General features: G+C 63.4%; 6 protein-coding genes. 3 read left to right on the forward strand and 3 right to left on the reverse strand.

Annotated features, from left to right (window positions below; genetic code table 11):
• Positions 1 to 26 precede the first annotated feature (26 nt).
• The 3 genes from BLU22_RS08190 to BLU22_RS08200 all read right to left on the reverse strand — a co-directional run bounded on the left by BLU22_RS08190 (position 27) and on the right by BLU22_RS08200 (position 9,998).
• Positions 27 to 1,199 carry a ShlB/FhaC/HecB family hemolysin secretion/activation protein gene (locus BLU22_RS08190; protein ID WP_157718981.1) on the reverse strand — a complete coding sequence of 391 codons (1,173 nt, stop codon included), beginning with the start codon at positions 1,197 to 1,199 and terminating at the stop codon, positions 27 to 29.
• Positions 1,200 to 1,433: 234 nt separating this feature from the next.
• Entirely contained in the window at positions 1,434 to 3,086 is a 1,653-nt protein-coding gene (locus tag BLU22_RS08195) for a ShlB/FhaC/HecB family hemolysin secretion/activation protein (RefSeq protein ID WP_090213533.1), read from the reverse strand.
• 3 nt (positions 3,087 to 3,089) lie between these two features.
• On the reverse strand, positions 3,090 to 9,998 hold the full coding sequence (locus BLU22_RS08200) for a YDG domain-containing protein (RefSeq protein WP_090213535.1): 6,909 nt from the start codon (positions 9,996 to 9,998) through the stop codon (positions 3,090 to 3,092).
• A 367-nt stretch (positions 9,999 to 10,365) separates the two neighbouring features.
• Between BLU22_RS08200 and BLU22_RS08205 the strand changes: the two genes are divergently transcribed.
• The 3 genes from BLU22_RS08205 (at position 10,366) to BLU22_RS08215 (ending at position 14,234) form a co-directional block, all read left to right on the forward strand.
• A complete protein-coding gene (locus BLU22_RS08205; protein ID WP_090213536.1) occupies positions 10,366 to 11,562 on the forward strand; it encodes an IS256 family transposase in 1,197 nt (398 codons plus the stop codon).
• Positions 11,563 to 11,733: 171 nt separating this feature from the next.
• The gene (locus BLU22_RS08210) at positions 11,734 to 12,423 is read left to right on the forward strand and encodes a response regulator (protein ID WP_090213538.1); all 690 of its coding nucleotides are present in this window, start codon (positions 11,734 to 11,736) and stop codon (positions 12,421 to 12,423) included.
• A gap of 74 nt (positions 12,424 to 12,497) precedes the next feature.
• Positions 12,498 to 14,234 carry a sensor histidine kinase gene (locus BLU22_RS08215; RefSeq protein WP_157718982.1) on the forward strand — a complete coding sequence of 579 codons (1,737 nt, stop codon included), beginning with the start codon at positions 12,498 to 12,500 and terminating at the stop codon, positions 14,232 to 14,234.
• Positions 14,235 to 14,308 lie beyond the last annotated feature (74 nt).

The raw sequence follows: 14,308 nt of genomic DNA on the forward strand, positions 1-14,308 counted from the left end.
TGGCTAAACGCTTACGCCAAGGAGGTTCAGAAAGAGTAAGCCAGCTGTGTCCAAATGCGGGGTTGGCGCTCTATGTCGTTCTGCGCCGGATGGTCGCCGACTTTCCAGCCTGCCAGCGCGCTGAGGTTCCAGGTGCGATCCGACCATCCCGCCCCAAAGCCTGACGCGGAGAGACGACGGGGCGAGGTGTCGGTGGTCCAGCTAGGTGTATTGAGGCGCGCGACGCCGTGATCGGCGAATGCGACCAGTCGCCAGGTAGTGGTCAGGGCGTAGCGCAGTTCGACGCTGGCTAGCCAGCCCTTGTCGCCGAATGCTGCGGTCTGATGCATGGCGCGCGCACCGAACACACCGCCGACATAGAGTTTTTCCGAGTCGTCCAGATTGTCATCGCTCCACTGGCCCTGGGCGCGAACGTACAGGGCCAGGCGCCCTCCCAGTTGCTGCAGGCGCGCAAGGTCGGCGCGCAGCACACTGAAACGGCCCGCATCGGCCTTGCCCACTAGCGAATAGGGCGAGCCATCGATATTCAGGCTGCCCTCGCTCCAGCGCAGTGAAAGGCTAGTCTCGGCTCCGTTCAGCAAGTCGTCTCGGACAGTGCCGGAGAGGCCGTAGCTGAGCACGCGGGATCGTTTTTCACTGTGTACGCCGAGCAGTCCAATTTCATCCTGCAGGCGTTTGTCGTCGAACTGCAGCCGGGCTTTGAGGTTGAACACCTCGTATTGAAGGAGCGGTTGGATGATGAATGCACTGGCAGTGCGGGTCTTGCCCTTGGCGGCAAGTATTTCGAGCTCATCGCCCAGCTCGTAGGACAGGTCCGAGAGGATAACGCCCAGTCGGCTCGACCAGGGGCCGACGTCCAGATGATAGGCAGCCCAGTGGTAATGACCTTCCTCGGCCGAGCCCATGCTGCGCAGACTCAGCAGGTCGTTCTGGTCAAGCAGGCCATGCAGGTTGATGGCGCTAGAGAATCGGGCTTGGTCGTCATGGCCGCCGAAGTTGTCCACTGCCAGGCCACCACTGATGAACGGCATCGCACTCAGATCATCGGGCGGATCATAGGTGGTGTTGCCCAGCGTCAGGCTGCTGCGCGATGGCAGGTCGGGGATTTCCTGAAAGGGCAGCAACTGCGCCGCTGCGTTGGCTAGGCAGGAACCTGCAAGTGCAGACAATGCGAACAACAGGCGACAAGCCAATCGCATACAAGGCATACCTGGGTAATCGTCGGGACAGGCTCGGGGTATACGAGCGCACAGTGGCGAGGCAGGGTATGGTTTCAGGTTCTTGCTTTGCAAGCCAAACGGGCCGATACCTGGCGCAGGCCATTGTCGGATGGACAGCGCTCTTCTTGTCCACCATTGCGAGCGTGCAGTGGTGGACGGGTAAAGTGCCGTCCACCCTGCAGGAAGCCGCCCCGAATGCGGGTCAACCGATGCTTAGAAAAACCGTACCATCTGCGCCCACACCCTTGGGCTACGCTCGACGTCGCTTTGCGCGTCGTCATTACCTAGCTTCCAGGCGGCTACAGTGTTGATCTGCCAGCCGTATGCGGCCCACCGGGCGCCGACGCCGGTACCCGACAGGCTGCGGTGGTTCTCGCCACTGCTCCAGGTGTCCTTGTTTAGCCGTACCTGCCCATGGTCGATGAAGGTGCTCAGCTGCCAGGCATCGCTCAGCGCGTAGCGAAGTTCGAGGTTGGCCAGCCAGCCCTGGTCGCCGGATGCCTCACCCTGGGGGTAGGCGCGCACACCATAGGCACCGCCGAGGCTGATTTTCTCCGAGCTATCCAGGTTGCCGTCGGCCCACTGGCCCTGCAGTTGGCCGTACAGGCTGAAACGCTCGCTCAGGCGCTGCAGGCGCACCAGGCTCGGGTTGAGCTTATGGAAGCGGCCCTGGGTGCCCGCAGTCAGATCGTCGATGGCCTGGTTGAGTTCGCCATCGATGTTCAGGCTACCCTGACTCCAGGACAGGGCGAAGCTGTTCACGCCACCGCCGAACAGGTCGTCGCGGCTGTTGCCGGTGAGGCTGGCGATGACCATGCGCGAGCGCTTGTCGCTCTTGCTGTCGAACAGGTCGATGTCATCCTTCAGGCGCTTGTCATCGAACTGCAATTGCGCATACAGGGAAAAGTCCCGACTGCGTACCAGCGGCTGGATCGTATAGAGACTGGCGATACGCGCATTGCCGTGCGCCTTGAGATCGTCGAAATCCTTTTCCAGCTGGTAATCCATGTCCGAATAGGCAACCCCTACCTGGGTGGCCCAGTTGCCGATTGGCAACTGGTAGCCAATGCGGCCGTACTGCTGGTCTTCGTCCGAAGCCATGGCACGCAGTGACAGGCGATCCCCCAGCCCCAGCGGACTATTGACGTTGAGCGTGCCGCCCAGCCGGTATTCGCCGGTGAAGCGGTTGCCGTAGTTGTCGGCATCCACCGAGCCGGATAGCAAGGGGCCGGGCTGCACGTCCACCAACAGGTCGGTGGCACCGACCGAGGCGCCTGGTTTGAGGGTGGACTTCACCTCTACCCCAGGCGTGTCGGCGAGCAGCAATAGGCTGCGTTCCAGCGCTGCGGAGCGCACGGCATCACCAGGCTTGAGAGCGGCAAGCGGCGCCAGGGCTGCGCCCGACACCCGCGACTGATTGTTCAGACCGACTTCGCCGTAGCGACCTTCCATTACGGCGATCTGCACCACACCGCCATCGATTTCCTGGGCCGGAATATAGGCCCGGGCCAGGGGATAGCCGCGTTCGCGATACAGGCGAGTGATGCGATTGGCGCCGGCCTGCAGTTCGCCGAGAGAAACCGTGCGGCCTTGCAGGTCGGCTAGCAGGGGCAGCAGCTCTTCGCTGGCGAGGGCGCTGTTGCCCTGCAGGGTAAAACTGTTGATCGCCAGGCTTGGCCCGCTCTTGTTCATCTCGGTCGAGGGCGCATCGGGCAGGTTCAGCTCCAGCCGCTGCTTGCCGGGCAGTTGCAGCGGGCGTTGATCAATCACCTGCTGCGACTGTCCAGCATCCGGCAAGATAGTCGCCATCACAGGCAGCGACAGCAGTGATACGGCACCGCCGAGCAATGTGTGAGCGAAACGCATAGATCAGAGTCCTTCTGGCATGAGGATGGTGTGCAGGTTCAGTTCCTCATCGCGTTGGTCGTTAGTCAGGGCTTCAAAATCTTGTGCCTGCTGGCTGGTCTTGCTTGAAACGGCTTGGCTGTTCGAGGCCAGTACGCTGATATAGGACGTATTTCTGTCGCCTAAGGGCTGTTCGGCCATCGGCGCAGTAGCAACTTGAAGCGTTCCATCCACATAGTGGATGTCATAGTTGGCTAGGGACGCGCCGAGCGCGTTACTAGCGACAATGGCGTAGTTGCCGACAGCAGCTGTTGCAGGTTTCCCGACACTACTGAGAGTAACCGAAGCAACACTATCGCTACCAACCAGCCCCCTGACGCTGTAACCGCTCAGATCGATGCTTTGACCAAAGGTCTTACTGGCGTCCAAGGCTGCGATGGTAAGGGCAGCCTTGCCGATAGTTAGGCTGCCGGCGGTATAGCTTAGGTTGTAGTTGTCGGCAGTCAGGCCGCTAGCGCTCAGGCCATAGATGCCTGCATTAACCGCCCCTTGGGCGGTGCCACTGTAGCTGAGCGTGCCGCCGAGTACCGACTCCGTTTCGCCGTTGACAAAACCGCTGAAGCTTACTTCCTTGCTGGCACTGAAGGCCCTGCCATCGTAGGTTTTGCTGGCGTTATTGACCGTGACGTTCAGGCTGGCCCGCTGGATCGAGGCCGTCAGCCCGGCGGGCTGGACGAGCAGGTAGTTGCCGGCGTCGGCGCCGCTCAGGGTGTAGCCGCTGACGCTCACCGCCTTGCCGGTGCCGGCGTTCTTGTCGGCGAAGGCGCCGATGCCGGTGCCGCCGAGCGTGACCACATCGCTGCCGAAGGCGCTGACGCTGGCGGTGCCGTTCAGGGTCGCGACCGTGGTGCCGTCGTAGGTCTTGTCGCTGGCGGTGATGCCGTTGACGTTCAGGCTGGCCCGCTGGATCGAGGCCGTCAGCCCGGCGGGCTGGACGAGCAGGTAGTTGCCGGCGTCGGCGCCGCTCAGGGTGTAGCCGCTGACGTTCACCGCCTTGCCGGTGCCGGCGTTCTTGTCGGCGAAGGCGCCGATGCCGGTGCCGCCGATCGTGACCACATCACTGCCGAAGGCGCTGACGCTGGCGGTGCCGTTCAGGGTCGCGACCGTGGTGCCGTCGTAGGTCTTGTCGCTGGCGGTGATGCCGTTGACGTTCAGGCTGGCCCGCTGGATCGAGGCCGTCAGCCCGGCGGGCTGGACGAGCAGGTAGTTGCCGGCGTCGGCGCCGCTCAGGGTGTAGCCGCTGACGCTCACCGCCTTGCCGGTGCCGGCGTTCTTGTCGGCGAAGGCGCCGATGCCGGTGCCGCCGAGCGTGACCACATCGCTGCCGAAGGCGCTGACGCTGGCGGTGCCGTTCAGGGTCGCGACCGTGGTGCCGTCGTAGGTCTTGTCGCTGGCGGTGATGCCGTTGACGTTCAGGCTGGCCCGCTGGATCGAGGCCGTCAGCCCGGCGGGCTGGACGAGCAGGTAGTTGCCGGCGTCGGCGCCGCTCAGGGTGTAGCCGCTGACGCTCACCGCCTTGCCGGTGCCGGCGTTCTTGTCGGCGAAGGCGCCGATGCCGGTGCCGCCGATCGTGACCACATCACTGCCGAAGGCGCTGACGCTGGCGGTGCCGTTCAGGGTCGCGACCGTGGTGCCGTCGTAGGTCTTGTCGCTGGCGGTGATGCCGTTGACGTTCAGGCTGGCCCGCTGGATCGAGGCCGTCAGCCCGGCGGGCTGGACGAGCAGGTAGTTGCCGGCGTCGGCGCCGCTCAGGGTGTAGCCGCTGACGCTCACCGCCTTGCCGGTGCCGGCGTTCTTGTCGGCGAAGGCGCCGATGCCGGTGCCGCCGATCGTGACCACATCACTGCCGAAGGCGCTGACGCTGGCGGTGCCGTTCAGGGTCGCGACCGTGGTGCCGTCGTAGGTCTTGTCGCTGGCGGTGATGCCGTTGACGTTCAGGCTGGCCCGCTGGATCGAGGCCGTCAGCCCGGCGGGCTGGACGAGCAGGTAGTTGCCGGCGTCGGCGCCGCTCAGGGTGTAGCCGCTGACGCTCACCGCCTTGCCGGTGCCGGCGTTCTTGTCGGCGAAGGCGCCGATGCCGGTGCCGCCGAGCGTGACCACATCGCTGCCGAAGGCGCTGACGCTGGCGGTGCCGTTCAGGGTCGCGACCGTGGTGCCGTCGTAGGTCTTGTTGCTGGCGGTGATGCCGTTGACGTTCAGGCTGGCCCGCTGGATCGAGGCCGTCAGCCCGGCGGGCTGGACGAGCAGGTAGTTGCCGGCGTCGGCGCCGCTCAGGGTGTAGCCGCTGACGCTCACCGCCTTGCCGGTGCCGGCGTTCTTGTCGGCGAAGGCGCCGATGCCGGTGCCGCCGAGCGTGACCACATCGCTGCCGAAGGCGCTGACGCTGGCGGTGCCGTTCAGGGTCGCGACCGTGGTGCCGTCGTAGGTCTTGTTGCTGGCGGTGATGCCGTTGACGTTCAGGCTGGCCCGCTGGATCGAGGCCGTCAGCCCGGCGGGCTGGACGAGCAGGTAGTTGCCGGCGTCGGCGCCGCTCAGGGTGTAGCCGCTGACGCTCACCGCCTTGCCGGTGCCGGCGTTCTTGTCGGCGAAGGCGCCGATGCCGGTGCCGCCGAGCGTGACCACATCGCTGCCGAAGGCGCTGACGCTGGCGGTGCCGTTCAGGGTCGCGACCGTGGTGCCGTCGTAGGTCTTGTTGCTGGCGGTGATGCCGTTGACGTTCAGGTTGGCCCGCTGGATGGTCAGACTGGCATTTGTGTTCGCGTAGCTGATGTCATAGCCCTGTTGGCCGGAATACAAGCCGCCCAAGAGCAGTGTGCCGTTGGCTTGGCTGTAGTCGCCCGCGTTTTTGCTGTGGGTGACATAGGTCAGGCTGCCATCCAATGTCGCGCCGGAGAGGCTGGTGGTGTAGCTAGTCGTGCCGCTGGCGACGTTGCCGTCGTAGGTTTTGCCGGTGATGCCGCCCGCACTCGCCGAGACGGTGACCTGCTGCAGGAAGCTACGCAGCAGCGGGCCTGTGTAGCCTTCGTAGATACGCCAGACGGCGTTCGTACCGCCTGTACCGGCAATGTTCCAGCCTGCGAAGGTACGCGCCTGGGTGAGCTCTTCCCGGGTCTTGCCGGCGCCGATACCGTTCCCCGCGAATGCACCGGTTGCCGCACCGCCATTGTTGATGCTGCTGCCTTGCGCATCGGTGGTTGCGTAGAAGCTGGCGGTGATCTGGCCAAAGCCGAAGTCGTTGCCGACCAGCCCGCCGACGTTACTCGTGCCCGAAACGCTGCCCGTAGCATAGGTATTGCTGATGCTGTCGCCTTCGTGGTGCCCAACCAGCCCGCCGACATCATTGTTGGTGCCGGAGACGCTGCCGGTGGCATAGGCGTTGCTTATGCTTTCGCCGCGGTTGTACCCAACCAGCCCGCCGACGCGGCTGGTGCCAGAAACGCTGCCGGTGGCATAGGCGTTGCTGATGATGCCGCCGTAGTTATTCCCGACCAGCCCGCCGACGCTCACTCCGCTGCCGTACAGCCCATCGAATACACCCGACACGCTACCCGTGGCATAGGCGTTGCTGATAGTGACGCGCGCGCTGGAGCCAACCAGCCCGCCGACGTTGCTGCTGCCCGCAACGTTGCCCGTGACATAGGCGTCGTCGATAAAGCCTTCGGAGTGATACCCAACCAACCCGCCGACGTCGCTGCCACCCTCAACATTGCCGGTGACATAGGCGTTGTAGATGCTGCCGTTAACGTTGCGCCCAACCAACCCGCCGACCCCGTCCCCGTCCCCAAACACGCTGCCGGCGGCATACACGTTGCGAAGAGTGCTGGACTCGTTTGTTCCCACCAGCCCGCCGACGGCGCCCGCGCCTGAGACACTGCCGGTGGCATAGGCGTTGCTGATGCTGCCCTCGGCGTTGGCCCCAACCAGCCCGCCGACGGAGTTCGCGCCTGAGACACTGGTGGTGGCATAGGCGTTGCTGATGCTGCCGCGTTCGTTGAGCCCCACCAGCGCGCCGACATTGTCGGCGCCCGAGACGCTGCCGCCCACCAGCCCGATATTGCGGATCACGCTGCCGTTACCAGTCTTGCCAAACAGGCCCACAGCATTCGTGCCGCCACGGTTGATGGTCAGACCGCTGATGGTGTGATCCAGCCCGTCGAACGTGCCGGCGAAGAGGTCGGCGCCATAACCAATCGGCTGCCAGCCCGCGCCGGCGTTGGCCGTGGCGCTGGCTGTGCTGTGATAGCCCACGCTGTTCTGATCCAGGTCGACCGTCAGCACGAAGTGCTTGCCCGCGGTGTCACCAAGGATGTGGTTGATGTTCTGCAACTGCTGCCAGCTGGCCAGTACCCAGGGGTTGTCCGCCGTGCCGGCGCCGGCGTCGAAATACTGGTAGCCCGTCTTGGGCGTTACGCCTTGCAGCGTGGGTAGGCGGTGGAAGACGTAGCCGCCCGTGTCGGTGGGCATGCGCCAGGTGCTGCCAAAATCCCAGCCGGAGAAGGTGCTCGCCTGCTGCAGCTGTGCGGTTGTTCTGCCCAGGCCAGCTGCGCTGCTGGCCTGGCCGGTGGTTTGGGTGTCCCAATAGGCGTTGCTGACGCCGCTATAGATGCTGTCCTTGAGCCCGACCAGCCCGCCGACAGAGCTCGTGCCTGAGACACTGCCGGTGGCATAGGCGTTCGTGATGAAGGTGTTGGTGCTGCCGCTGAGATGCCCGACCAGCCCGCCAACCTTGTCGTTGCCCGAAACGCTGCCGGTGGCATAGGCGTTGCTGATTCTGCCAGAGGAGGCGTTGTTCCCAACCAGCCCGCCGACATTGTTGTTGCCCGAAACGCTGGCGCTGGCATAGGCGTTACTGATAGAGACGCGGGAGAGGCCGACCAGCCCGCCGACGTGGTCGCCGGTGCCCGTGACGCTGCCGGTGGCATAGGCGTTGCTGATGGAGGCCATGCCGTCCCCGACCAGCCCGCCGACGGAGCTTTTGCCCGAGACGCTGGCGTTGGCATAGGCGTTTTTGATGGTGCTGTAGTTCATCCCAAGCAACCCGCCGACGTTGTCGCCGGTGCCCGAGACGCTGCCGGTGACGTAGACGTGGCTGATGGTGCCGTTCCCTCGGTATCCGGCCAGCCCGCCGACGTAACTTTTGCCCGAGACGCTGACGCCCACCAGCCCGACATCGCGGATCCGGCCGGCGTCGGCCCGGCCAAACAGCCCCACATAGTCCTGATCGCCACGGTTGATGGTCAGATTGCTGAGGGTATGACCTAGGCCGTCGAATATTCCGGTGAAACTGCGGAGATTGTTGTTTTCATCCCTACTGCCATCCCCCACCGGCTGCCAGTTGGCGATGCCGCTCAGATCGATATCGCTACCCACGGCATAGTTGCCGGCCAGATCGTTCCGCATGGCTTGCAGCGCAGCGGCATCGTTGACCACGGTGTAGGTGACGACGCCACCATAGATGCTGCCGTCCAGGCCCTTTTTGGTGCTGAAGTTCTGCCCGCTTTGCAGGTTGACGGGAGCGTTGATGAAGTAGTCCGCGCTGATGAAGCCATGTTCATCGCCGTCGCGCTGGCCGTAGTACAGCGCCAGTTTGCCGTTTGCGTGCTCGGCGGTGATGCTGGCGTTAATGTGGATGTCGTTGTGGGCGCTCAGGGTGAGGGTGGTGTCCTGGTTCCAGATCAGCGCGGCGTTGACGTGGATATCGCCCTGGTCTTCGCCGGCGGCCACCGTCTGCAGGGTGACGCTGGTGCTATTGAGGTTATTGCTGAGGGTGTCGGCGCCGATGCCACTGTCGCTCAGAGGCGCCTTGCCCGCGCTGACGGTGAAGTCGGTGGGATCGATCAGCCATTCACCGGTCTTGCCGTTCGCCGCTTTGGTGGTGACCTTGGCGCTCTCCGCCACTTTGACGTGGGCACCGCTGGTCTCGATAAAACCGCCGTCGCCGCCATCGGGCGCGCTGGCATCCAGGGTGCCGGCCACCTCTATGGTGCCTCCGTCGAAGTCGCCGAGCAGGACGATCTTGCCGTCCTTTTCACCGAGGGTGCGGGCTTCGATCACGCCGGTGTTGTTGACCACCGTCTTGAGCAGCGCCTCGCCGGCATTGGCGGTCAGCAGCACCTGGCCGCCGTCGGCGCGGATCAACTGGCGGTTTTCCACCAGGGCATCGACCTGTGCCTCATCGACCTGCACGTTGAGCAGGCCATCGCCGGCAAAATCCAGGGTCATCGCGTTGCCCGCGGCCAGGGCTACCGTGCCCTGGTTGGCGACGATCACGCCGTTGTTGCTGACGGTACCGCCGAGCAGGGCGACGCTGCCGCCGTCGGCTGCAGTGATCTGGCCGTTGTTGATGACGCTGGCATTGCTGCCATCGCCCTTGAACCGGTAGTTACCCGCTTCGAAGTCGCTGTTGCTGATGTCCAGCGTGGAGGCTACCAGGCCGCCGACATTGACCTGCGCGCCTTGGCCGAACAGCACGCCGTTGGGGTTGACGATAAAGACCCGGCCATTGGCATCGAGCTGGCCCATGATCTTCGAACCGTCGGCACCAAGCACGCGGTTGAGGGCAATGGCATCGCTGCCCGGCTGGTTGAAGGTGACCTTGTTGCCGGCAGCAATATCGAAGCTTTGCCAGTCGATGGCGAGCTTGTTGCTGGACTGGTCGATGACCATCTGGTTGGCGCTGGGCGTACCTATTTGTCCCTGGCCGGACACCACCTGGCCCCCCGTTGGCAGGTCGGCTGCGCACGCCACAGCTGGCAGCAGAAGGGCCGTCGCAAGGACAGCGCCCGCTCCTTTGCCACGTCGGCGAGCATGCTCATCGGTAACGCTCCAGGCGCTGAGGCTTGGGTTCCAGACGAGGGCATAGGTGCGGTTCATGGTGTCATCCCTTTAACAATGAAGACCGGCCTGTCTGCCCAGATGTGGCGCGATAGGGGGTGAACCGGGTATTGGACACGCAGGCCTGATAATAAAAAGGTATTAGGCGGGAGGTGTTGGCGATTGGCTATCACTGAAACTAGGTAATTTCGGTGACTTTTTACTGCCGCGAGCACGAGCTGTGGCCATACCAACGGGTAGAGTCCTGACCCGCTGAATCAGCGGTGAAAGCGTGCTCATGGATCGTGTCCCAACGAGTGGTGTAACTGAGATCCGCCAGAAGCGCCGTCAGGCGTGAGAAAGGATGGTCACCGTGGTTTCCGGCTAGGTTGAGTTTGCCGACCTAACCATCACCGGAGAAACCACGATGACCAAGCACACTATCGCACTGGACGAACTCGCCGAGAAAGGTCCGGATGCCGACCTGCTCAGGCACATGATCCAGTTCGTCGCTCAGCGCCTGATGGAGCTCGATGTCGAGACACGCTGCGGTGCCGGCTACGGCGTCAAGAGCGAGGATCGCAGCAACAGCCGCAATGGTTACCGGGATCGCCTGTGGCAGACCCGTGCCGGCGACGTCGAACTACGCATTCCCAAGCTGCGCCAGGGCAGCTATTTCCCACCCTTCCTGGAGCCCCGGCGTACGGCCGAGAAGGCCCTGGCCGCGGTGATCCAGGAGGCCTACGTGCAAGGCGTCTCGACCCGCTCGGTCGACGAACTGGTACAGGCCATGGGCATGAGCGGAATCTCGAAAAGTCAGGTGTCACGCCTGGCCTGCGAGATCGACGAGCGCGTCCATGCCTTCCTGGACCGCCCCATCGAGGGAGACTGGCCCTACCTATGGGTTGATGCCACCTACGTCAAGGTGCGCGAGGCCGGGCGCATCGTCTCGGTCGCGGTGACAATCGCTGTGGCCGTGAACACCGATGGCGTGCGCGAGGTACTGGGCATGCGGGTCGGGCCTTCGGAAGCCGAGCCGTTCTGGACCGACTTCCTGCGCAGCCTGATGCGTCGTGGCCTGCGCGGGGTGAAACTGGTCATCTCCGATGCCCACGAAGGGCTCAAGGCGGCGGTGGCCAAGGTTCTGAAAGCAACCTGGCAGCGCTGCCGGGTGCACTTCATACGCAACGCCCTGGCGCATGTCGGCAAAGGCCAGCGCACCATGGTAGCCGCGCTACTGCGCACGGTGTTCGCCCAGGATTGCGAGGATGAGGCCCGTCGACAGTGGCGTGCTGTGGCTGATCAGCTGCGCGAGCGATTCCCGAAGATTGCCAAGCTGATGGATGGCTGCGAAGACGAGGTGCTGGCTCACATGGGCTTCCCCAAGGCGCACCGGCAGCAGATCCACAGCACCAACCCGTTGGAGCGCCTGAACGCCGAGATCAAGCGCCGTACCGACGTGGTAGGCATCTTCCCCAACGACGCTGCCATCATCCGCTTGGTCGGAGCGATGCTGCTGGAGCAGAACGACGAATGGAGCCTGCAACGCCGCTACATGCAGCTTGAGGGACTGCAATCGCTCAGTGACAATCAACCCGCTCGGCTATCCGCTGTGATCAGCTGAGCCCCCGCAGACTCGACTGCCAGAGACATGGCAGTTACACCACTTCCCGGGACACGATCTGCTCATGGCGCTGTGATGGAGGCCTGGCCATACCTGATTCCAGTGATGGTCGAATGCCGGCATTGGTGCCAGAATCCGGCCTTCATTTAGCTTTCCGAGTTTCGCTCGCTGATGTTGACTGCCAGCCATACCTCCGATAATGCTCTGCTACCTGCACCGGTACTGGTGGTTGAGGACGACCCGCTGATGCGTCAGCGGCTAGCGCGGGTACTCGGTGAAATCGGTTACGCACAGGAGGCGGTGAGTTTTTCGGTAAACCTGGCCGAGGCGCGCGCGCATGTTAGCCAGCAACCGGTGGCGATGGTGCTGGTGGACCTGGGGTTGCCGGACGGCAATGGCATCGAATTGATCCAGGAGTTGCGCACGCAGGACCCAGCGCTGTGGATCCTGGTGATTTCAGCCTGGAGCACCGAAGATGCAATCCTTGGTGCGTTGAGGGCCGGCGCCACGGGCTACCTGCTCAAGGAGCGCGACGACCTGGAAGTCAGCCTGTCGATTCGTAGCGTGTTGCGCGGCGGTGCGCCAATCGACCCGTTTATCGCGCGGCGCATTCTGGCCTTGCTGCCGACGGTGCCGTTGCAAACGCCCAGCGACACAAGCGACATCGAAGCACTCAGTGCCCGCGAGAGCGAGATTCTCGAATGGGTTTCCCGCGGCTTGAGCAACCGGGAAATCGCCGAACAGTTGGCCATTTCCCGCTATACCGTCGAATGCCATATCAAACGGATTTACCGCAAGCTAGCCGTCTCTTCACGTACTCGCGCGCTAAGCGAGGCTCGGCAGCGCGGCTTATTGCCCTGACCCTGCTGCTGCTCCTGTTACCTTGGTTTCCGAGTCCCGCACAGGCGAACTGCCAGGCGACCATTACCCGCGTAATGGTGGCTCCCGAGCGGGGCGGCGATGGTGTACGCCCGCTCGCAGGCTGGCAGACAGTAACCCTTCCGGATCTGTGGCAGCGCCACTGGCCCGGCTTTCTGGGGCCGGTGTGGTATCGGCTGGACTGGCAAGCCGACTGTGCTGGTGAGCCGCTGGCGCTGAACATCGATCGCATGGTTATGGCGGGCGAGGTGTGGCTCAACGACGATCTGATCTGGCGTGACGCGAGCCTGGCCGAGCCGTTGTCGCGCAGCTGGAATCTGCCACGCTACTGGCTGCTGCCGTTATCCCGGCAGCAGGAGGCCAATACTCTGTGGGTTCGCCTGGTGGGCTCGGAGCATGCCGCGCCGGGTCTGGGCACGGTGCGCCTGGGTGTATCCGCGCAGGTCTGGCCGGAGTACCGTCAGCAGCTATTGCAGCAGCGTGAGCTCATTTTCGTCAGCCTGCTGATTTCCCTGGTGTTGGGTGTGCTGTTTCTGACGTTCTGGCTGTCCCGCCGCCAGGAACGTGCCTTCGGTTGGTTCGCGCTGGCTTCGGTGCTGTGGTCGGTTGGCCTTGGCAATATGCTGGTGACCACAGCCTGGCCATTCACCAACGGTGAGGTTTGGGATCGCCTAAGCCTGCTGGCATTGGCGCTCTATTGTCCAGCGTTCTGCATGTTCATTTGGTCGCTCGGCGGTATGCGCTTTGCGCGCCTGGAAAGGGCTATCTGGGCTGGCGTGATCCCGTTCTGCGTGGCCGTAGTGCTGGTGCCGAAGGCGCAGATTGGGCTGCTGCAGATAATGTCCGCCTTTTCGCTCAGGCTGGTCTTGTTTGTTCTCGCCATGCAGCTCATTTGGCATACGTACCGCAGGCGACAACCCCGTCTGATGGTATTCGGGGCGCTTATGGCGGCGTTGTCGATCTATGAGTTTCTGGCCTTCATTGGCGTGCTTGATGTTGCAGGGGTGTATGCCGCGCTGTCGGCCCCCGTCTTGTCCTCGGTGATGTTTCTGGTCCTGGCCATGCGTTTCACCAACAGCCTGCAGCGCATCGAGTCCTTCAACGATGAGCTGCAGGCAAGCGTGGAAAGCACACGGGCGGAACTGACCCAGACGCTGCAGCGCGAGCACCAGCTGGAAGCCGAAAATATTCGCCTTAATGAACGCCTGCGCCTGACTCATGATCTGCATGACGGCCTGGGTAGTTCGCTGATGCGTTCGATTATCCGCATGGAGCATGGCGAGGGGCTGAAAGATGATCAGTTTCTGTCCGTGCTGAAGACGTTGCGTAGTGACCTGCGTGACGTCATCGACGGCTCGTGCGCGGTGCCCGCCTGGCAATCGCCGCAGGAGTGGCTGGCGCCGCTGCGGCGGCGGTTCATCGACCTGTTCGACGATCTGGGTATCGAGTCGCAGTGGAGTCTGCCGGAGCACTGGCCGGGGGCTTTCACGCCGCCGCAGCTGTTGGCCCTGACGCGATTTCTCGAAGAGGCGCTAACCAATGTGCTAAAGCATGCGGGCGCCACACGGCTGGACGTGGGGGTGCGTGCCGAGGGGGAGAATGGCCTGAGCATATGGGTATGTGACGATGGTCGGGGATTCGAGGTGGATGCCGTACTTGCAGCGGGCACCGGAGTCGGCATGAGCAGCATGCGCGTGCGTATCGAGCGCATGGGCGGGCAACTGCGGGTCGAGTCCCGCCCTGGTGAAACGCTGCTGACGGCTACCATTCAGGGTGAGCCACCATGCGATTAACCAAAAAAATGCCCCGAACAATGTCGGGGCAAATATGATTGTTAACAGTCCACAGATACTTGAAGTTACTCAAT

The organism is Pseudomonas guangdongensis (genome assembly GCF_900105885.1).
GTDB lineage: Bacteria > Pseudomonadota > Gammaproteobacteria > Pseudomonadales > Pseudomonadaceae > Geopseudomonas > Geopseudomonas guangdongensis.

Excerpts from the sequence above, each read along its gene's own strand:
- BLU22_RS08190 (WP_157718981.1), bottom strand. The coding sequence starts at position 1,199 with ATGCGATTGGCTTGTCGCCTGTTGTTCGCATTGTCTGCACTTGCAGGT.
- BLU22_RS08205 (WP_090213536.1), top strand. The coding sequence starts at position 10,366 with ATGACCAAGCACACTATCGCACTGGACGAACTCGCCGAGAAAGGTCCG.
- BLU22_RS08215 (WP_157718982.1), top strand. The coding sequence starts at position 12,498 with ATGGTGGCTCCCGAGCGGGGCGGCGATGGTGTACGCCCGCTCGCAGGC.
- BLU22_RS08210 (WP_090213538.1), top strand. The coding sequence starts at position 11,734 with ATGTTGACTGCCAGCCATACCTCCGATAATGCTCTGCTACCTGCACCG.
- BLU22_RS08195 (WP_090213533.1), bottom strand. The coding sequence starts at position 3,086 with ATGCGTTTCGCTCACACATTGCTCGGCGGTGCCGTATCACTGCTGTCG.
- BLU22_RS08200 (WP_090213535.1), bottom strand. The coding sequence starts at position 9,998 with ATGAACCGCACCTATGCCCTCGTCTGGAACCCAAGCCTCAGCGCCTGG.